General features: G+C 60.0%; 18 protein-coding genes. 7 read left to right on the forward strand and 11 right to left on the reverse strand.

Annotation, left to right across the window (positions count from 1 at the left end):
- Nucleotides 1-255 precede the first annotated feature (255 nt).
- The 3 genes from ACIPF8_RS09135 to ACIPF8_RS09145 all read right to left on the reverse strand — a co-directional run bounded on the left by ACIPF8_RS09135 (nucleotide 256) and on the right by ACIPF8_RS09145 (nucleotide 3,269).
- Nucleotides 256-1,308: a type II asparaginase gene (locus ACIPF8_RS09135; RefSeq protein ID WP_400420533.1), complete on the reverse strand. Its 1,053-nt coding sequence runs from the start codon at nucleotides 1,306-1,308 to the stop codon at nucleotides 256-258.
- Between the two features lie 333 nt (nucleotides 1,309-1,641).
- Entirely contained in the window at nucleotides 1,642-2,502 is an 861-nt protein-coding gene (locus tag ACIPF8_RS09140; RefSeq protein ID WP_400419882.1) for a mechanosensitive ion channel family protein, read from the reverse strand.
- 155 nt (nucleotides 2,503-2,657) lie between these two features.
- Complete coding sequence (locus tag ACIPF8_RS09145; protein ID WP_400419884.1) at nucleotides 2,658-3,269, reverse strand: OmpW family protein; 612 nt, start codon at nucleotides 3,267-3,269, stop codon at nucleotides 2,658-2,660.
- A gap of 221 nt (nucleotides 3,270-3,490) precedes the next feature.
- Between ACIPF8_RS09145 and hisC the strand changes: the two genes are divergently transcribed.
- The 4 genes from hisC (at nucleotide 3,491) to ACIPF8_RS09165 (ending at nucleotide 7,366) form a co-directional block, all read left to right on the forward strand.
- On the forward strand, nucleotides 3,491-4,579 hold the full coding sequence (gene hisC / locus ACIPF8_RS09150) for a histidinol-phosphate transaminase (protein ID WP_400419887.1): 1,089 nt from the start codon (nucleotides 3,491-3,493) through the stop codon (nucleotides 4,577-4,579).
- Nucleotides 4,580-4,677: 98 nt separating this feature from the next.
- On the forward strand, nucleotides 4,678-5,829 hold the full coding sequence (locus ACIPF8_RS09155; protein ID WP_400419890.1) for an MFS transporter: 1,152 nt from the start codon (nucleotides 4,678-4,680) through the stop codon (nucleotides 5,827-5,829).
- Between the two features lie 59 nt (nucleotides 5,830-5,888).
- Entirely contained in the window at nucleotides 5,889-6,635 is a 747-nt protein-coding gene (locus ACIPF8_RS09160; RefSeq protein ID WP_400419893.1) for a DUF4377 domain-containing protein, read from the forward strand.
- A gap of 23 nt (nucleotides 6,636-6,658) precedes the next feature.
- Nucleotides 6,659-7,366, forward strand: coding sequence for an alpha/beta fold hydrolase (locus ACIPF8_RS09165; protein WP_400420536.1), 708 nt, complete (start codon nucleotides 6,659-6,661; stop codon nucleotides 7,364-7,366).
- Nucleotides 7,367-7,476: 110 nt separating this feature from the next.
- On the opposite strand, the gene ACIPF8_RS09170 is transcribed toward ACIPF8_RS09165, so the two are convergent.
- From ACIPF8_RS09170 to ACIPF8_RS09180, 3 genes are all read right to left on the reverse strand, one after another.
- Complete coding sequence (locus ACIPF8_RS09170; protein ID WP_400419895.1) at nucleotides 7,477-8,436, reverse strand: NAD(P)H-dependent flavin oxidoreductase; 960 nt, start codon at nucleotides 8,434-8,436, stop codon at nucleotides 7,477-7,479.
- 171 nt (nucleotides 8,437-8,607) lie between these two features.
- On the reverse strand, nucleotides 8,608-9,516 hold the full coding sequence (locus tag ACIPF8_RS09175) for an MBL fold metallo-hydrolase (protein WP_400419897.1): 909 nt from the start codon (nucleotides 9,514-9,516) through the stop codon (nucleotides 8,608-8,610).
- Entirely contained in the window at nucleotides 9,513-9,752 is a 240-nt protein-coding gene (locus ACIPF8_RS09180; RefSeq protein ID WP_400419899.1) for a DUF1289 domain-containing protein, read from the reverse strand. Before ACIPF8_RS09180 ends, ACIPF8_RS09175 begins: the two co-directional genes overlap by 4 nt.
- 116 nt (nucleotides 9,753-9,868) lie before the next feature.
- On the opposite strand from ACIPF8_RS09180, the gene creB reads away from it, so the two are divergent.
- The 3 genes from creB (at nucleotide 9,869) to creD (ending at nucleotide 13,484) form a co-directional block, all read left to right on the forward strand.
- The gene (gene creB / locus ACIPF8_RS09185; protein WP_400419901.1) at nucleotides 9,869-10,582 is read left to right on the forward strand and encodes a two-component system response regulator CreB; all 714 of its coding nucleotides are present in this window, start codon (nucleotides 9,869-9,871) and stop codon (nucleotides 10,580-10,582) included.
- The gene (gene creC / locus ACIPF8_RS09190) at nucleotides 10,579-12,018 is read left to right on the forward strand and encodes a two-component system sensor histidine kinase CreC (protein WP_400419903.1); all 1,440 of its coding nucleotides are present in this window, start codon (nucleotides 10,579-10,581) and stop codon (nucleotides 12,016-12,018) included. The genes creB and creC overlap by 4 nt, the downstream gene beginning before the upstream one ends.
- A 134-nt stretch (nucleotides 12,019-12,152) precedes the next feature.
- A complete protein-coding gene (gene creD / locus ACIPF8_RS09195) occupies nucleotides 12,153-13,484 on the forward strand; it encodes a cell envelope integrity protein CreD (protein WP_400419906.1) in 1,332 nt (443 codons plus the stop codon).
- 29 nt (nucleotides 13,485-13,513) lie between these two features.
- Here the strand turns inward: creD and ACIPF8_RS09200 are convergent, their stop codons facing one another.
- From ACIPF8_RS09200 to bioB, 5 genes are all read right to left on the reverse strand, one after another.
- Nucleotides 13,514-14,002, reverse strand: coding sequence for a YbaK/EbsC family protein (locus ACIPF8_RS09200; RefSeq protein ID WP_400419909.1), 489 nt, complete (start codon nucleotides 14,000-14,002; stop codon nucleotides 13,514-13,516).
- Nucleotides 14,003-14,049: 47 nt separating this feature from the next.
- A complete protein-coding gene (locus tag ACIPF8_RS09205) occupies nucleotides 14,050-14,961 on the reverse strand; it encodes a hydroxymethylglutaryl-CoA lyase (RefSeq protein WP_400419911.1) in 912 nt (303 codons plus the stop codon).
- Nucleotides 14,962-14,980: 19 nt separating this feature from the next.
- Entirely contained in the window at nucleotides 14,981-15,922 is a 942-nt protein-coding gene (locus ACIPF8_RS09210) for a 2-hydroxyacid dehydrogenase (protein ID WP_400419914.1), read from the reverse strand.
- Between the two features lie 142 nt (nucleotides 15,923-16,064).
- A complete protein-coding gene (locus tag ACIPF8_RS09215; protein ID WP_400419916.1) occupies nucleotides 16,065-18,083 on the reverse strand; it encodes an acetyl/propionyl/methylcrotonyl-CoA carboxylase subunit alpha in 2,019 nt (672 codons plus the stop codon).
- A gap of 26 nt (nucleotides 18,084-18,109) precedes the next feature.
- Complete coding sequence (gene bioB, locus ACIPF8_RS09220; RefSeq protein ID WP_400419918.1) at nucleotides 18,110-19,153, reverse strand: biotin synthase BioB; 1,044 nt, start codon at nucleotides 19,151-19,153, stop codon at nucleotides 18,110-18,112.
- Nucleotides 19,154-19,179 lie beyond the last annotated feature (26 nt).

The raw sequence follows: 19,179 nt of genomic DNA on the forward strand, positions 1-19,179 counted from the left end.
ATGAACGTCTCGATCGGAACGTCCAGAATGGATTCCCCCAATGAGTCTGCATCAGCGCCACTGTGCGGCCTAATCTTAGCATTATTGTCACCGGGAAATTAGAGGAAATCTGCAGCCGGCGGTCGCCCAGGAACAGCGGCCACAAATGCAAAAGCCGGCTGGATCAAAGACTTGATCGAGCCGGCTTCCGTTGTTGCCTCTATCCAGACGTAGGGCGCTACTCGCCGCCCTAGGTCATGCACACACCATGAATAATCAATAGGTGTAGAACATGCGCTGGATTTCCTTGGTGTCGTTGGTCTTGGTCAAGGCCAGCATCAGCAGGATGCGGGCTTTTTGCGCGTTCAGCGTATCGGAAACCACGAAGTCCAGTTCGTCGTCGTTGGCTTCGCCGTTACGGGCGACGATGCCTTGGCCAACGCGGCTGGCGCGGACGATGATCACGCCCTTCTTGCGAGCTTCAACCAACGGCGTTTTCATCTGCGCGGCAATGCTGCCGTCGCCGACGCCGGCCTGGATGATGCCCTTGGCGCCGGAAGCGACTTGCGCGTCAAGTGCGGCGCGGGTCATGTTGGCGTAGCCGTAGATGATGTCGACTTGCGGCAGCACGTCCAGCTTGCTGACGTCGAACTCGGTATCGACCGTGTTCTTGCGGGTCGACTGACGATAGAAGTAAGCCTTGTTACCCTGGATGTAGCCCAGCATGCCCAGCTCGGTCGACTTGAAGGTGTCTGTGGTCGAGGTGTTGGTCTTGGTGACTTCACGCGCGGCATTGATCTGATCGTTCAGCGACACCAGCACGCCCTTGCCGATCGCATCCTTGCTGCCGGCCAGCAGGACCGCGTTGTACAGGTTGATCGGGCCGTCGGCTGAAATCGCGGTCGAAGGACGCATGGCGCCGACGATTACCACCGGCTTGCGGCTCTTGACGGTGAGGTCGAGGAAGTAAGCGGTTTCTTCGATGGTGTCGGTGCCGTGGGTGATGACGATGCCGTCAACATCCGGTTGCGCCAGCAGCGCGTTGACGCGCTTGGCCAGCTTCAGCCAGTGGTCGTTGGTCATGCTTTCGCTGGCGATCTGGAATACTTGCTCGCCCTTGACGTTGGCGATTTTCTTCAGCTCTGGGACCGCAGCGATCAGCTTCTCGACGCCGACTGTCGCTGAGGTATAGCCGACGGTGGTAGTGCTGTCAGCGCCGGTGCCGGCAATCGTGCCGCCGGTGGCCAGGATCATCACGTTAGGCAGTTTGGCCTGGGTATCTTGCGCGTGCGCCACGGAAGTGGACAGCAACAACGCGCCGAACATCATCAGCGCATAGGAATTGAGGTTGCGCAGTGTAAGTTTGCGGGTAAGCATAAATCTCCTGATTTGTTAGTAATTTGCAATGATCGGTTCCGATCACGCGACGCCGACATTCTTCGATGCGTCTTCGCGCAGCGGAACTGTAGCGGAAAGTCGGCATGCTATTCATGCCATCTATGCATAGGTTCATGCATAAATGTTATATCTATGGTCGCAACCGGCATTGCAAAAACGTCATTACATACGATGAAAAAGCGGCGATTTCAACCGTGTTGCTTCGGGTTGAAACCGCCGTTATCAAGTATGCAAAATCCGCACCACCTGCTGCGGGGATTGCGCTTAGGCCTGATCCGCGACGCTCTTGGCGCCAACTTCGTGCGTGATATGCACTTCGCGCACCGGATAGGGGATCGAGCAGTTGACCGCCGCCAGCGTCGACTTCAGCTGCTGCGCCAGCGACCAGCGCACCGCCCAGTAGTCGGAAGTGCTGGCCCAGGCGCGGATATTCAGCATGACCGCACTTTCAGCATGATCGGTAACCACCACGAACGGCGCCGGCGTCGACAATATGCGGCTATCGGCCAGCAGCAGTTTTTGCAGCGCATTGATCGCCACCACCGGATCATCGTAGTAGCTGATGCCAACCGGGATATCCATGCGACGCGTGGCGTGGCGGCTGTAATTGGTCAGCGCGCTGTTCCACAGCTGGTTGTTCGGCACGAACAGGCAGATGCCGTCGGCCTTGGTCAGCTTGGTGGCGAACAGGCCGATTTCATCGACAGTCCCTTCGACCGTGCCGTTGCCGACATATTCGCCAACCTGGAACGGCCGCAGGAACAGCAGCATCATGCCGGCTGCGATGTTCTGCAAGGTGCCCTGCAAGGCCAGGCCGATGGCCAGGCCGGCAGCACCGAGGATAGCGACGATACTGGCCGTCTGCACCCCGAACTGGCCGAGCACGGCAACCAGTGTAACCAGCCGCACCAGCCACAGCACCACGCTGCGCAGCACCGGACGCAAGGTCGCATCCAGGTTGGCGCGGACCATTCCCCGATCGAGGGCGTTAGCCAGCCGCGACGACAGCCACCAGCCGACCAGCAGCGTGAAAATCGCCAGCACGGCGTTGAGGCCATAGTGCAGCGAAGATTCGAGCAGGACGTTCCAGATCGAGGAAAGTTGATTGACGGCGAGTAAATTCAAGGGCGGGCTCCTTTTGCTTGTGTGAAATAACGCGGACCTGGTCCGCGTATTAAACCGCTATGTTACCAGCCCCAAAAGAATGTCATTAAGTCAATCTTTCACCTTTCTTAAGCCGTCATTGGCGAACGCAGCAATGACGCATGCTCGCACCGGGCTCAGAAACGGTAGCCGACACCCACACCGATCAACCATGGATCGATCTTCACCCTGCTGATCTGCTCGCCACCGGCGTAGACATCGCTGCGGATCTGCACCTTCTTCACATCAAAGTTAAGCGACCAGTTCTTGTCCAGCTTGTAGTCAACGCCGGCCTGCAGCGCTAGGCCCCAGCTGCTGTTATCCAGGCTACCGGCGCCATTCAACAGATCCACGCTGGAAATGCGGGTGTAGTTCACGCCGGCGCCAACATAGGGACTGAACAGCGCGTCAGGCAGGAAGTGATATTGCAACGTCAGCGTCGGCGGCAGATGCTTGAACGTGCCGATCTTCTGGCCGTCGAGCGTGACATCCTGCTTTTGCGGATAAGTCAGCACCAGCTCCGCCGCCCAGTTGGGCGTAAAGAAATAGGAAATATCGACTTCCGGAATGGTCTTGTCGTTGATCTGCAAACGATCCGATGCGCCGATGCCACCGACCGCATCCGATTTGTTCGCCGGTTTCAGGTAGTCGGCGCGCACCCGCACCTGCCACGGGCTTTCCTGCGCGGTGGCGTTGCCCGCTGCAAAACCCAATGCCAATACCATCATCGCCAGTACAGTCTTTTTCATTTTTCGCTCCTGTGTATATCCGTGTCGACCGCACTTTAGCGGCTCACGCAATAAATTAATTTGATATAAATCAAACGATTCCCAGAGCCCGGTCGCCGCAACAACAACAGCACTGGCAGCCAGATAACGCCGGGTTTGCTACCATATGGCTGATTCGCCTGTCGCTCCGGCCGTTCCGGCGACGCAACCAGCTTTCACTTACCTTCTTTAGCGACATTCCCATGAGCAAATTCTGGAGCCCGATCGTCAGCCGCCTGACGCCCTACACACCCGGCGAGCAGCCCAAGCTGAGCAACCTGGTCAAGCTCAACACCAACGAGAACCCATACGGTCCATCGCCGCTGGCGATTGCCGCCATTGCGGCCGAAGTGGGCGACAACCTGCGCCTGTATCCGAATCCGGATGCCGAGCCGCTCAAGCTGGCGATTGCCGAACAGAACGCCGCGCATGGCATCACTCCAGCCCACGTATTTGTCGGCAACGGTTCCGACGAAGTGCTGGCGCATGCATTCCAGGCCCTGCTGCAACACGAAGAGCCGATCCTGTTCCCGGACATCACCTACAGTTTCTATCCGACCTACTGCGGCCTGTATCAGGTCGCGCATCGCACGATTCCGCTGGCGGACGACTTCAGCATCCGCGTCGACGATTATCTCGGCACTGCCAACGGCGGCATCATCTTCCCGAATCCGAACGCGCCAACCGGCTGCCTGCTGCCGCTGGCCGAAGTCGAAAGACTAGTGGCCGGCAATCCCGACAGCGTAGTGATCGTCGACGAAGCCTATGTCGATTTCGGCGGCGACAGCGCGATCCCGTTGGTAGCGCGTTACCCGAATCTGCTGGTGGTGCATACCTTGTCCAAATCGCGTTCGCTGGCCGGTTTGCGGGTCGGCTTCGCGGTCGGCCATCCGGACCTGATCACCGCGCTGGAACGGGTCAAGAACAGCTTCAACTCGTATCCGCTGGACCGTCTGGCAATCGTCGGCGCCACTGCCTCGATCAAGGACCAGCAGCATTTTGAGAAAACCCGCCAGGCGGTAATCTCCAGCCGCCGGCAACTGGTGGCCGGCCTCGCAGTGCAGGGCTTCGACGTGCTGCCGTCAGCTGCCAACTTCGTGTTCGCGCGCCATCCGAACTACGATGCCGCCAAGCTGGCAGCGCGCCTGCGCGGCGACGGCATCATCGTGCGTCATTTCACCAGCGCGCGGATTGCCCAGTTCCTGCGCATCACGATCGGCACTGACGATGCCTGCAAGACCTTGCTGGATGCCTTGCAGCGCCATCTGCAGGAAATGCCGGCGGATTTCTAAGCGCCGTCTCTGTAGATACTGCCGCGAAGGGCGGCGCTGTCGCGTTGCCCTTCGTATTTTGCTGTTCCTTGTCCCGTCCGCCCTCACCTCTCCAGGCCATGTCCGAATCCATCGCGTTACCCGTATCCGCCGGCACTCGCATGCAGCGGGCGGCGCTGCCAGTGCTGTTCCTGTTGCTCGGGGTGATGTACGCCAGCTGGGCCTCGCGCATCCCGGCAATCCGCGATCTGTTGCAACTGGAACCGGCCAGCCTCAGCCTGGTGCTGCTGGGCGGCGGCATCGGCGCGGTCGGATCGTTTCCGATTGCGGCCTGGCTGATCGGCCATTACGGCGCGCGCCGCAGCAGCTGGTATGCCGGCGTCGCGTTGCTGCTCACCATGCCTTGCCTGGCGCTGGCGCCGAACCTGCCGGTGCTGATGCTGGTGATGGTCAGCCTGGGCGCCTGTTCCAGCTGCTTCAATGTCGCCATCAACGCCCTCGGCGCCGCCGTTGAAAAAGCTGCCGGGCGTTCGATCATGTCGCTGCTGCACTCATGGTTTTGCGTCGGCACCTTGTCAGGTGCGTTGCTTGGTAGCGCGGTGGCCGGGCTCGGCATCGGGCCGCTGCTGCATTTCAGCGTGGCCGCCATCGTGTTCGCGATTCCGCTGCGGCTCTGCTATCGGGCGCTGCCGAATGACCGTCCGCAATACATCGCCGGACAAAAACATTTCGCGCTGCCGCACGGTCCGCTGATCGCACTCGGCGTTGTGGCCTTTGGCGGCGCCATCGTCGAAGGTTCGGTCGCGGATTGGAGCGGCGTCTACATGAAAGACCTGCTGTTCGCCAGCGATGGCGTGGCGCCGCTGGCCTTTGCCTTTTTTGCCGGCATGATGCTGTTGACCCGCATCGTCGGCGATCGTCTCAAGGAATCCTTCGGCGCGCGCCGCGTGGTCGCCGGCGGCGCAATATTGGCCGGTGTCGGCATGGCGCTGGCGTTGGTGGTGAACGATATTCCATGGGCTATTGCCGGTTTCGCGCTGACCGGCGTCGGCGTCGCCACCGTTTTCCCGTTCATCTTCAGCGCCGCCGGCCGTCACGGCCCAACGGCGCTGGCCGGCGTCACCACGATGGGATACACCGGCGGCCTGGTCGGTCCGCCGATGATCGGTTTCCTCGCCCACGGCTTCGGTTTGCATGCAGCATTATCGGTAGTCGGCGTGCTGTGCATTGCGGTGGCGATTGCCGCCGGCCGTGCAAAATGGCTGGAGTAAATGTCACTAAGTTAAAATAGCAGCTTGCGTTTTACGCCCACATTCATCATGGAGTCCCTATGACGCTTGCTACATTTTCTTCTTCCCTGTTGCGCAACCTGACCATCGGCGCCGCTGTCGGCGTTACCTTGGCGGCCTGCGCCGGCACACCACAGAAACCGGCTGCGAGCAGTGATCCCGCACTGTCTGCATCACGCTGGGAACTGACTTCCTGGAGCGGCCACACCATCCCGCATGGCGACAATGGCGAACCGGTGATTCTGAATTTCAACGTCGAGAATGGCCAGGGACGCGTCAGCGGCCGCGCCGGCTGCAATCAGTTTACGGCGCCATTTTCAATACGTGGACCGGGCCAGCTGACCATCGTCGAAGCCGCATCGACACGCATGGCATGCCCGGAACCGGCCATGCAATTCGAAGCCGATTTCCTCGACAAGCTGCAAGCAGTCAACCACTACGCGATCACCGGCCCTGTGCTGGAAATGAAAACACTCGATGGCCAGACGCTGAAGTTCTACGCACGTGAAAAGCCAAGCGCCGCCGCGAAAGTCAAATTCATCTACGTCGCCCCGCAAAAAGTAGCGTGCAGCGCCGGCGTGATGCGCACCACCTGCTTGCAGATCCGCGAGCGCAAGGAAGATCCGTGGCAAAACTGGTACGGCAATATCGAGGGCTTCAATTTCGAACCGGGCGTGGCGTATCGCCTGCGTATCCTGGAAGAGAAAGTACCTAATCCGCCGGCCGACGCCAGCTCAATCAAGTGGACGCTGGATCTGGTCGTAGAACAGGAACTGATTTCGAAATAATGACGATGGACGCTCACACCAATTTGCCTGATCTATTGCTGCTGCCCGGCTTCATGCTAGACCAGGCGCTGTGGGACGACATGCGCGATGGCCTGCAGCACTTGGGCCAGCTGCATTTCGGCGATCTCGGCCAGGACGATACGATCAGCGCGATGGCGGCGCGGGTGCTGCAACACGCCCCCGAGCGTTTCGTCCTGATCGGCTTTTCGATGGGCGGCTATGTCGCCCAGGCGATCATGCAGCAAGCGCCGCAGCGGGTCATCGCGCTGGGCTTGCTGAATACTTCGGCGCGCCAGCAGGACGCGCGTGAAATCGCCGGCAACCGGATGCAGCTGGAACTGGCCCGGCAAGTGCCGTTCAAAGGCTTGACCAGCCGCGCGCTGGCGTCCTCGGTGCATCCCGATCGCGCCAACGACCGCGCACTGCTGGATCGCCTGCAGGCGATGGCGCTGCGCAACGGCAAGGAGGTTTTCATCCGCCAATTGTCGGCATTGCGCAGCGACGGCTACGCCGAACTGCAAAAGATTCACTGCCCGACGCTGATCGTTGCCAGCCGCAACGATCAGTTGAGCAGTGTCGCCGAAGCACAGCAGATGCAAGCCCAGATTCCGGCAGCGAAGATGGTGCTGATCGAAGATTGCGGACACATGACGCCACTCGAAAAACCTGAAGAATTGCTACAGATCTTGTCGGATTGGCTGGCCGTTTCCAGCGTCGACAAATCGGCCTGAGCGGCGCGACGTTCATCCTGTCCATCCTGCCGAATTGATTTGCCAAACTGCCGGCCCAATGAAAAAGGGCCGCGCAATCAACGCGGCCCCATGCAACGGCGTGCGACTTGTTACAACGCCAGACGCTTGCGCGCTGCCTGGTATTCCGTCTGCAGGCGATCCACCATCTGCGCCACGCTCGGCACATCATCCATCAATCCTACGCCCTGACCTGCGCCCCAGATATCGCGCCAGGCTTTGGCGCCGGTGCCGCCGGAGCCGAAGTTCATCTTCGATTTGTCGGCTTCCGGCAGGTTGTCAGGATCGAGGCCGGCGTTGACGATGGATTTTTTCAGGTAGTTGCCATGCACGCCGGTGAACAGGTTGGTGTAGACCACATCGGCCGCGGTCGATTCGACGATTGCCTGGCGATAGGCGTCGTCGACGTGCGCTTCCTTGGTCGCCAGCCAGCGCGAGCCAATGTAGGCAAAGTCGGCGCCCATTGCCTGCGCCGCCAGGATTGCATCACCGGTGGCAATCGCTCCCGACAAGGCAATCGGTCCCTTGAAGAATTTGCGCACTTCGCCCACCAGAGCGAACGGCGACAGCGGGCCGGCATGGCCGCCGGCGCCGGCCGCCACCAGGATCAAACCATCGACCCCGGCTTCCAGCGCCTTCTGCGCATGGCGGATCGAAATCACATCGTGCAGCACGATGCCGCCGTAGCTGTGGATCGCATCCATCATTTCCGGCGGCGGCGCGCGCAGGCTGGAGATGATGATCGGCACCTGATGCTGGACGCAGACGGCAACATCGTGCGCCAGCCGGTCGTTCGATTGATGGACGATCTGGTTGACGGCAATCGGTCCGATCTTGGCGTCCGGGTGCTCGGCCTTGTAGGCGGCAAGTTCGGCCTTCAGATCGGTCAGCCAGACATCCAGCAATTCGGCCGGGCGGGCATTCAGCGCGGGAAACGAGCCGACGATGCCGGCCTTGCACTGTGCGGCCACCAGCGCCGGACCGCTGGCGATGAACATCGGCGAGCCGATCACGGGAAGGCTCAGGTTTTGCAACGCGGCTGGCAGTGCCATAACGACCTCTTGAATTGGGATGAGAGAAAACGATTATAGGACGAAGGCGGGAATAAAAAGTACGGTCGTGCTAGATTTCAAGCTCTAAAATCCACTGCAACTTTGCTTTACAACAACATATCTGCGTTGTATCAATGCCTGTCCTCAGTGCCTATCCTCAGTGCTTATTCGCTACCGGTTCAGCAAGAAGCCGTCACGTATCTCTGCAGCGCCGGCACGCACCAGTTGCGCGGCCGTCCATTCGGCCAGCGCGGCATCGCTTAACTGCAGGAAGCGCCGGTTGGCGGCAGCCACCAGCGGCAGCGCCGACAACATCTGCGGCAGTTCATCCAACTTCAGCTGCTGCCGTTCCAGCAGCAGGAATTTCAGCAGCACCTTGATTGCATTGTGGGCGTTGCGCAATGGATCTGCGGCCAGGTAATCGAGCCGTGCAAAGGCCGTCTCCAACGCTGCACCCGCCCCGCTGAACGGGCTGCCGTGGCCGGGAATCACCATTTGCACGTCAAGGCCGGCAATCAGTTCCAGCGTAGCGCGCGCCTCGGCAAAGCCGGAGCTACCGTCCAGCTCCGGAAAAATCACGCCGAAACCGTTTTCCCACAAGGCGTCGGCCGAGATCAGGATGCGCTCCTCGGCGCAGTAGAAAACCAGTGAATGCGGATCGTGGCCGGCGGCCGCCAACACTTGCCATTGCAAATCGCCGAGCATGACCAGGTCGCCATGCTGCAAGGTATCGTCGAAACTGAAACGCGCGCATTGCTGGCCGGTGCCGCTAAAGGTCAGTGCATCCTGATCCCAGCTGCGCACCGCCTCGGCTTCCGAAGCCGGAATCGACGTACGGCAGCGATAGGCATGCTGCAAGGCGGCGTTGCCGCCGCAGTGATCGGAATGCAGATGGGTGTTCAGCAAGCGGTCCAGCGGCCGGCCCTGCAAGCCGTGCGCCACCAGCGCCACGGTCTGCACGGCATGGGTGAGATAGCCGCTATCAACCAGCGCGGTCTGATCACGGCCTAGAAACAGGACGTTGTTGGACGACAGCCAACCGCGTTCCAGCACCCGCATCGTCGGCGGCAACGCACTCATCGCGCCGCCCGTCGTTGCCGGATCAGTTGCCAGATGTGACGTTTCTGTTCAAGGCTGGCGCTACCCCATGCTGCGATTTCATCGATAGTGCGCTGGCAGCCGTCGCACAAACCGCTGGCGGCGCTCATCACGCACACGTTGATGCAGGGTGAAGCGCTGTCGTCATGGACCTGGCGCTCAACGCTGGCGGCAAGCGGCGATACTGGACTGACTGGCTTGATATCGGTGATTTTCACTAGGTCTCTATCTGTTTGGCTGACTACGATGCTGCTCTTGTGGCAACTTGTCCGGCATTTATCTCGTGTTTGTTCATATAATACGCGACACCAGAGCCATCCAGAGCGACACCCGCATGCCCAATATTCTACTGGCCGAAGACGAAAGCGCCATCGCCGACACCGTGATTTATGCACTCGGCAGCGAAGGATTCCAAGTGCATCATTGCCTGATCGGTAGCGATGTATTGCAGCAGGCGCGCAGCGGCCAGTTCGATTTGCTGGTGCTGGATGTCGGCCTGCCCGACATGAGCGGCTTCGACGTCTGCCGCGAACTGCGCCGTTTTTCCTCGCTACCGGTGATTTTCCTGACCGCGCGCGGCGGCGAAATCGACCGCCTGATCGGCCTTGAAATTGGTGCTGACGATTACATGGTCAAGCCGTTTTCACCACGTGAGCTGGCGGCCCGCATTCGTGTTGTGCTGAGGCGTCTGGGTCACACGGAGGCTGTACCAGAAGCCGCGCCAACGGCCACGCTCGGCGCCTTTGAGCAAGACCAGATCGGCATGCGTATCCGCTATGCCGGCCAGACGCTGCAACTGACCCGTTACGAGTATTTGCTGCTGAACATGCTGTTGAGCCGGCCAGGTGGAATTTTCACCCGCAACCAGTTGATGGATTCGATCTGGCACAACGCTCCGGACAGCACCGACCGCACCGTTGATACCCATATCAAGACGCTGCGCATCAAACTGAAAGCCGTGGCGCCGGCAATTGACTTGATCCATACCCATCGCGGCCTGGGTTATTCGGTCGAACCCGACGTCAACGGTACATCGGCCAAGCCATGAAACTCGGCATTCGCGTCCTGCTCGGTTATTTCCTGATCGTCGGCCTGGCCGGCATCTTCATCCAGCGCGTGTTCCTGGCCGAGGTCAAGCCGGCAGTGCGGCAGGCGATGGAAGACACGCTGGTCGATACCGCCAACATCCTGGCCGAGCTGGCGGCCGACGACATGAAGCAGAACCGCATCGCCGACGGCAACTTCGCCAATCGCGTACGCGAATACGGCCATCGCGACATCAATGCAAAAATCTGGGGTTTTCGCAAAACCACGCTGGATTACCGCATCTACGTCACCGATCTGAAGGGCATCGTACTGTTCGATTCCACCGGCCGCGCGGTCGGCCAGGATTACTCGCGCCGCAACGATGTCTACCTGACGCTGCAAGGTAATTACGGCGTGCGTTCCACGCGCGATGTCGACAATGACGACCGCACTACTGTGATGCACGTAGCCGCACCGATCATCGACAACGGCAAGATGATCGGCGTGCTGACTGTGGCCAAGCCCAACAATACCTTGCAGCCGGCGATTTCCCAAAGCGAAAGGACCATCCTGCGCTGGGGCGGCCTGCTGCTGGTGCTGTCGCTGGCGGTCGGACTGATAGTCACCTTGTGGATCAGCCGCTCGCTGGGCGCGCTGCAACGCTATGCCCGCGCCGTCAGCGCCGGCGAACGGGCGCAACCGCCGACCAAGGGCGCCAGCGAAATCGTCGAACTCGGCCGGGCGCTGGAAACGATGCGGCAGAAGCTGGAAGGCAAGCAGTATGTCGAACAATACATCCACAGCCTGACGCACGAAATGAAGAGCCCGCTGGCGGCGATCCAGGGCGCCGCCGAGCTGCTTGACGAGGATTTGCCGGAAGCACAGCGGCGCCGCTTCGCCCACAACATCCGCAGCCAGTCGCAACGGCTGGCGGAACTGATCGAAAAGATGCTGGCGCTGGCCGCCATCGAACATCGGCAGACGCTGGAAAATATCGTCACGATCGATACCGGAAAATTGCTTGAAGATCTGGTCACGTTGCTGGAGCCACGCCTGCGGCAGGCGCAGGTGACGCTGCAGATCGACAATGCGTCACAGCTGCCGGCATTGCGCGGCGAACTGTTCCTGCTGCGCCAGGCATTACTCAACCTGCTGGAAAATGCCATCGATTTCGCGCCGCCCGCGAGTATCATCACCGTCCGCGCCGAATCCGATGCCGCCGGCATGGTGACGCTGGTGGTTACGGACAATGGTCCCGGCATTCCTGACTATGCGCTGGCGCGCGTGTTCGAGCGGTTTTATTCGCTACCGCGGCCGCATAGCAATGAAAAAAGCACCGGCCTCGGTCTGTGCTTCGTGCAACAGGTGGCGCAGCTGCATCACGGCACGATCACTCTGTCCAACCGCAGCAACGGCGGCGCCGAGGCGCGCTTGAACCTTCCTGCAGCACAGGCATGATTTAGCGCCGCTTCACACTGGCTTCACATTCCCTTCCCGGCGGCGCCATATAGCCGCCGTCATCGATTCACACGCTCTTCTTACACTGATGCCGACCGTGACGCTGTGTCACTTTGATCAGATCGAGAGAGACCATGAACCGACCCCTGCTACTCAAAACCCTGGCAATTGTTGCCCTGACCTTACTGATCCTGATCCCGCTGGGCCTGATCCGCGACACCGTCCAGGATCGCCAGCAGCATCGGCAGGAAGCGGTGGCGTCGATCGCTGCCAGCTATGCCGGCAGCCAGACCGTTACCGGACCAATCCTGGTGGTGCCGTACAAGATCCGGATCGACGAATTGACCGGGCAGGATGCCGGCGGCAAGAAAACCTACAGCAGCCGCACCGAAGACCGGCAATATCTGTTCTTTCCGAAAGACCTGCAGATGCAGGGCAAGCTGCTGCCGGCCGAACGCTATCGCGGCCTGCACAAGGTGCATGTGTATGAGTTGCAAAGCCAAGCCAGCGGCAGCATCGAATTTGAATTGCCTTCCCCGGCAAAACTGGAGGCCGACCGGATCAGCCTGCAACAGCCTTACCTGTCGATCGGCATCAGCGATGTGCGCGGCCTGGTCGGTTCACCAACGTTCAAGATCGACGCCAAGCCACTACCAGTGGAACAAGGCGCCGGCAGCTTCGGCTCCGGCATGCACGTCAATCTGCCGGCCGCCACGCTGAACAACGGTGGCAAGTTCGATTTCTCGCTTGACCTGACCCTGGCCGGTACCGAGAACCTGGCGATCACGCCGCTGGCTGACAACAACCGCATCGAACTGGCGTCCAGCTGGCCGCACCCGCAATTCGGCGGCAGCTTCCTGCCACGGACGCGCGAGATTTCGGATAAAGGTTTCCACGCAGTGTGGGAAGTGTCGTCGCTGGCTTCCGGCGCACAACGGGTGTTGCTCACCGGTGGTGGCAGCAAGAGTGCCGTGGAAAACCTGGAAATCCAGCTGGCAGAACCGGTGAACATTTATTCACAAGCCGATCGCGCCACCAAGTACGGCCTGCTGTTCGTGTTGCTGACCTTCGTCGGTTTCTTCATCTTTGAAACCATCAAGCAACTGCCGATCCATCCGATCCAGTATCTGCTGGTCGGCCTCGGACTGGCGATCTTCTTTCTGCTGCTGGTCAGCCTGTCCGAACACATTGAATTCTGGATTGCCTACCTGATCGCCAGCGTCGCCTGTATCGGCTTGCTCGGCTTCTATCTGTCGCAAGTGCTGCGCAGCGTCGCCCGCGCGCTCGGCTTCAGCGCCATGCTGACGCTGCTGTATGGCACGCTGTATGGCTTGCTGGTTTCGGAAGATAACGCGCTGCTGCTGGGTAGCCTGATGCTGTTCGTGATCCTTGCGATCATCATGACCGTCACCCGCAAGATCGACTGGTATAAAACCGCAACCCTGAAAATCGCCACGGACGAGTAAGTGCTGCAGTGGCCTGCTTGCAGCGTCAATCAGGCCCGTAACGCAACGTCCGCCACCGGCGCCGCAGTCATTGACACCAGTTGCTGCGGCGTCAGGTTGAATACCGCATGGGGATGTCCAGCTGCGGCCCAGACACTATCAAGCGCCAGCAGATCCTCATCGATCAACATCACCGTCTTGCCGACATGGCCGATCGGGCAGACGCCGCCAATTGCGTAACCGATGCGCTCCTTGACGAAGCGTGCATCGGCCTTCCCCAGCGGTCCGACGATCGCCGCCACCTTGGCTTCATCGACACGATTGCTGCCGCTCGCAACTACCATCACCGCCGCATCGTCGGCCAGGCGCCGAAACACGATCGACTTGGCAATCTCGGCCACGCTGCAACCCAGTCCGGCGGCTGCCTCGGCCGAGGTCTTGCCGGTTTCCGAGAGCATGACGACTTGCTTGTCGTGGCCGATATCGGCCAGCAGATTGGCGACACGTTGTGCGGTGTCGGGGAGTTTTTGATTTTCCATATTTACGCTATCCACATTGCATGAAACAGATGATCATTCTGCCTGGATCAGCCGGCCACCCGCTTCGCCGCAATCGCATTGCCCGCCCGGCTGACTGCCTTGCGTCCGAGATGCTTCGAAATGAACTGGCCGGCGTCCACCACCGCATCAAGATCGATGCCGGTTTCGATACCCAATCCCTGCATCATGTACAACACATCTTCCGACGATACGTTGCCGGTTGCGCCCTTGGCATACGGGCAGCCACCTAAACCGGCGACTGACGAGTGGTAAATGGAAATACCGACTTCCAGGCTGGCGTAGATGTTGGCCAAAGCCTGGCCGTAGGTGTCGTGGAAATGGCCGGACAAACGCTCGATCGGGAATTCCTGCACCAGCCTTTGCATCACTGTGTGGACTTTGTTCGGCGTGGCGACGCCGATGGTGTCGGCGATATCGATTTCATCGCAGCCGAGGTCGCGCAAGCGATGCAGTACGTCAACCACCGAGTCGATGCCGACTTCGCCCTGATAAGGACAACCAAATACGCAGCTGATGCTGCCGCGCAGGCGTTTGCCTTCCTGCTTGGCGACCTGCGCGACTTCACGGAAGCGCTCGATCGATTCGGCGATTGAGCAGTTGATGTTCTTTTGCGAGAACGCCTCGGATGCGGCGCCGAAAATCACCATCTCGTCAGCACCGGCGGCCAGTGCAGCTTCCAGGCCTTTCATGTTCGGCACCAGCGCGGAATAAATCACGCCAGGCTTGCGCTGGATGGCTGCCATCACTTCCGCCGAGGTGGCCATTTGCGGCACCCATTTTGGCGACACAAATGACGCCGCTTCGATGTTGACGAAACCGGCTTTGGTGAGCTGATCCACCAGCGCGATTTTCACGTCCGCCGGGATGGTTTCCTTTTCGTTTTGCAGGCCGTCACGCGGTCCGACTTCAACGATTTTCACTTTGCTGGGGAATGTCATGGCTTGCCTCGTAATTGTTCTAGTATCCGTTGCTGCGATCGATGATGCCGCTCACCGTCTTGCCTTGTTCCAGCAACTGTATCTTGGCGCAAATCTGCTGCACCGAATCTTCATCCACCGTGATGGCGGAGATATGCGGCGTAATGCTGATACGCGGTTCCTGCCAGAACGGATGTCCTGGCGGCAGCGGTTCCTGCTCGAACACATCCAGCGTCGCCGCGGCGATCTGGCCTTCGTGGATCAACGCCAGCAAATCGGCCTCAACTACATGGCCGCCGCGCGCAACGTTGATCAGATAGGCGCCTTCCGCGCCCTTCTGCAATTTTTCCATATTTTTCCGATTGACGATGCCGCGCGTGGCGTCGGTCAACGGCAGGATGCAAACCAGCACCCGCGACGCCCGCAGGAACTCGTCGAGCGCATCGTCGCCAACAAAATTGCGTACGCCCGGCAACTCCTTGGGAGTGCGGCTCCAGCCGTTCAACGGAAATTCGAAATGCGCCAATGCCGCGGCGATGCGCGAACCAAGCACGCCCAGGCCGAGGATACCGATGCTGAAATCGCGCTTGCTCGGCTCCGGCAACGGCCGCCATTCGCGGCGCGCGGCTTGTTGGCGATAGATGTCGTAACGGCCGAAATAGCCCAATACCGCATGCGTGACATAACTGGCCATCTGGATCGCCATGCCGCCGTCTTCGATACGAATCAGCGGCACGCCGGCCGGCAGTGCGTCGCCCAGTTTCAGGATCGCATCGACACCGGCGCCGAGGTTGAAGATGGCTTTGAGATCGCTGCGTCCTTGCAGCATCGCTGGCGGTGGCCGCCACACCAGTGCGTAGTCGGCGGGGGCATTGTCGCCTTCCTGCCAGAAACGGACTTCGGCTTGCGGCAGCGCCTTGTTGAAATCGGCGATCCAGCGTTCGAAGTCGCTGCCTGGGGGTACGTAACACAGGAGTTTCACTGTTGGGTCCTCTTACTTTTTACAACGCGAATGCGATGGCGCTTACTCCGTGGGCCGTTAATTGGGGTCAAAGTAATTTACGACGATGAAGCTGTCGTAAAAAAATTCTGACCCCGCCTAACTCTTCATCCCGCTTAACTCTCTATGCCGGTTTAAATACCAGCAACTGCGCCGACTCGCTGACCTGGTCGCCGACCGCATACAGCAGTTCTTCGACCAAGCCATCGGCCGGAGCGGCGATGGTGTGTTCCATCTTCATCGCTTCCATGATCAGCAATGGTGCGCCTTTTTTTACCTGCTCGCCTTGCGTCACCAAGAGCGCGACGATCTTGCCAGGCATCGGCGCCGTCAGGCGGCCGCCTTCGGCTTCGGCGTCGCCGGCGTGCAGCATCGGATCGATATAGCCCAGCACATAATGGCTACCGCCATGGAACACGTGGAACTGCTCACCCTGGCGCACCACGGTGCCGCTCACGGTTCTGTCGCCAAGGCTGATTTCGATGGCATTGCCGTTCTGCTGCAATACGGTCATCTGGTTGAATTGCTGTCCTTGATGCTGCGCGTGATGCAACAGCCAGCGCCCGGCTTCGTACATGACATCCACCGGACTGGGAGTGCCGTCGTCGACAAACGCCAGCCGGCGTTGCAGGCTGCCGTTCAAGCGCCAGCCATCGGTATTGGTCCACGGATCGCTGCCGGCATTGTTGACGGCGTTGCGTTCCGACAGCAGCAACGACGCCGAAGCCAGCGCCAGCACTTCAATCGCGACAGGCGCGGCAGCCGGGAACAACGCATCGTGATGCCGTTCAATCAAACCAGTATCCAGGTCGGCTTCGGAAAACGCCTTGCTGCCAATCAGGCGCTGCAGGAATTTGACGTTGCTGGCCAGGCCAACGATCTGATATTCAGCCAAGGCCTTCGCCATGGCCGCCAGCGCCTGTTGCCGATCCTGGCCCCAGACGATCAGTTTGGCGATCATTGGATCGTAGAAAGGTGAGATCGCATCGCCCTCACGCACGCCGGAATCGATACGCACAATGCTGGCGCTGGATTGGCTGACAATGAACTCGTTGGCCGCAGGTGTACGCAAATGACGCAGGGTGCCAATCGACGGCAAGAATCCCTTGTCCGGATTTTCTGCATAGATCCGCGCTTCCAGTGCATGGCCGCTCAGCTTCAGTTGCTCTTGCTTGAGCGGCAGCGGTTGGCCCGCGGCGACGCGCAATTGCCACTCGACCAGGTCAAGGCCGGTAATCATTTCGGTAACAGGATGCTCGACCTGCAAGCGGGTATTCATTTCCATGAAATAGAAAGAACCATCCTGGTTGGCGATGAATTCGACCGTGCCGGCGCCGACATAGCCGACCGCCTTGGCCGCGGCTACCGCCGCTTCGCCCATCGCACGTCGGCGTTCTGCCGTCATGCCCGGCGCCGGCGCTTCTTCCAGCACTTTCTGGTGACGCCGCTGTACCGAACAATCGCGTTCGAACAGGTAGACGCAATCGCCCTGGGTATCGGCGAAGACCTGGATTTCGATGTGACGCGGCCGGGTCAGGTATCTTTCCACCAGCACCTTGTCGTCGCCAAAACTGTTGATCGCCTCGCGTTTGCAAGATGCCAGCGCAGCCTTGAAATCGGCGCTCTGCTCGACGATACGCATGCCCTTGCCGCCACCGCCGGCGCTGGCCTTGAGCAGCACCGGATAGGTGATCTTGTCGGCTTCGGTCTGCAGGAATTCCGCATCCTGGTTGTCGCCGTGATAGCCAGGCACCAGCGGCACCTTGGCTTTTTCCATCAAGGCCTTGGCTGCCGATTTAGAACCCATGGCTGAAATCGCGCTGGCCGGTGGGCCAATGAACACCAGGCCGGCCTTGGCGCAGGCCGCGGCGAACTGCGCATTCTCCGACAGGAAACCATAACCCGGATGAATCGCCTGGGCGCCGGTGGCGAGCGCCACTTCGATGATCTTGTCGGCGCGCAGGTAACTTTCCTTGGCCGCAGGCGGCCCGATCAACACCGCCTCGTCGCATACCGCAACGTGCTTGGCGCCGGCATCGGCTTCCGAATACACGGCCACGGTTTTGATACCCATGCGTCGTGCGGTGGCTGCCACGCGGCAGGCGATCTCGCCACGATTGGCAATCAGGATTTTAGTGAACATGCTGTCTCCTCCTCTTATTTTTGTTCTTATTGTTTTGCTGTGCTATCGGCGGTTACTTCGCAACGCGCATCGAACGCAGACGAGCGCGAATGCATGCCAAGCCGGTCCAGCAATGCGCGGTCTTCCTCAACTTCCGGATTGCCGGTGGTGAGCAGCTTGTCGCCGTAGAAAATCGAGTTGGCGCCGGCCAGGAAACACAGGGCCTGGATGCCGTCACCCATTTGCCGGCGGCCAGCCGACAGACGCACGCGCGCCTTCGGCATGGTGATGCGCGCGACCGCCACGGTGCGGACGAATTCGAACAGGTCGATCGGTGCGATACCGTGCAGCGGTGTGCCTTCAACCTGTACCAGATTGTTGACCGGCACCGATTCAGGATACGGCTCCAGATTGGCCAATTGCGCTACCAGGCCGGCGCGCTGCAGGCGCGATTCGCCCATGCCGACGATGCCGCCGCAGCAAACCTTGATGCCGGCGCCGCGCACGCTGTCGAGCGTGTCGAGGCGGTTCTGGTAATCACGGGTGGTGATGATGTCGCCGTAGATTTCCGGGGCGGTGTCGAGATTGTGGTTGTAGTAATCGAGGCCGGCATTCTTCAGGCGTTCAGCGTGGCCTTCGCCCAACATGCCCAAAGTGGCGCAGGTTTCCAGGCCGAGCGCCTTGACTTCGCGCACCATTTCTTCAACCTTTTCCAGATCGCGATCTTTCGGTTCGCGCCATGCAGCACCCATGCAGAAACGGGTGGCGCCATGCGCCTTGGCTTGACGCGCCGCATCCAGCACGGTATCCAGCGGCAGCATTTTTTGCGCAGTGACGCCGGTGTCGTAGCGCGCCGCTTGCGGGCAGTAGCCGCAATCTTCAGGGCAGCCGCCGGTCTTGATCGACAACAGCGTCGCCAGTTCGACTTCGTTCGGATCGAAATTCTCGCGATGCACCTGCTGTGCCTTGAACAGCAATTCATTGAACGGCATGTTGAACAGGTCCAGCACGGCTTGCACCGGCCACTTGGCATCGGCTGGCAGCACCAGCGGCTTGGCGGCTGGTTGGAATGTAATTGGTTGCGATGACATGATCTAACTTCCTTTGTGTTGAGGGA

This window comes from Collimonas sp. NPDC087041 (genome assembly GCF_044745265.1).
GTDB lineage: Bacteria > Pseudomonadota > Gammaproteobacteria > Burkholderiales > Burkholderiaceae_D > Collimonas.

Bases quoted from the DNA above. Each gene is read 5' to 3' on its own strand.
- ACIPF8_RS09145 (WP_400419884.1), bottom strand. From the start codon at position 3,269: ATGAAAAAGACTGTACTGGCGATGATGGTATTGGCATTGGGTTTTGCA.
- ACIPF8_RS09175 (WP_400419897.1), bottom strand. From the start codon at position 9,516: ATGAGTGCGTTGCCGCCGACGATGCGGGTGCTGGAACGCGGTTGGCTG.
- ACIPF8_RS09170 (WP_400419895.1), bottom strand. From the start codon at position 8,436: ATGGCACTGCCAGCCGCGTTGCAAAACCTGAGCCTTCCCGTGATCGGC.
- ACIPF8_RS09135 (WP_400420533.1), bottom strand. From the start codon at position 1,308: ATGATGTTCGGCGCGTTGTTGCTGTCCACTTCCGTGGCGCACGCGCAA.
- creC (WP_400419903.1), top strand. From the start codon at position 10,579: ATGAAACTCGGCATTCGCGTCCTGCTCGGTTATTTCCTGATCGTCGGC.
- ACIPF8_RS09160 (WP_400419893.1), top strand. From the start codon at position 5,889: ATGACGCTTGCTACATTTTCTTCTTCCCTGTTGCGCAACCTGACCATC.
- ACIPF8_RS09215 (WP_400419916.1), bottom strand. From the start codon at position 18,083: ATGTTCACTAAAATCCTGATTGCCAATCGTGGCGAGATCGCCTGCCGC.
- ACIPF8_RS09155 (WP_400419890.1), top strand. From the start codon at position 4,678: ATGTCCGAATCCATCGCGTTACCCGTATCCGCCGGCACTCGCATGCAG.
- creB (WP_400419901.1), top strand. From the start codon at position 9,869: ATGCCCAATATTCTACTGGCCGAAGACGAAAGCGCCATCGCCGACACC.
- ACIPF8_RS09205 (WP_400419911.1), bottom strand. From the start codon at position 14,961: ATGACATTCCCCAGCAAAGTGAAAATCGTTGAAGTCGGACCGCGTGAC.
- creD (WP_400419906.1), top strand. From the start codon at position 12,153: ATGAACCGACCCCTGCTACTCAAAACCCTGGCAATTGTTGCCCTGACC.
- bioB (WP_400419918.1), bottom strand. From the start codon at position 19,153: ATGTCATCGCAACCAATTACATTCCAACCAGCCGCCAAGCCGCTGGTG.
- hisC (WP_400419887.1), top strand. From the start codon at position 3,491: ATGAGCAAATTCTGGAGCCCGATCGTCAGCCGCCTGACGCCCTACACA.
- ACIPF8_RS09200 (WP_400419909.1), bottom strand. From the start codon at position 14,002: ATGGAAAATCAAAAACTCCCCGACACCGCACAACGTGTCGCCAATCTG.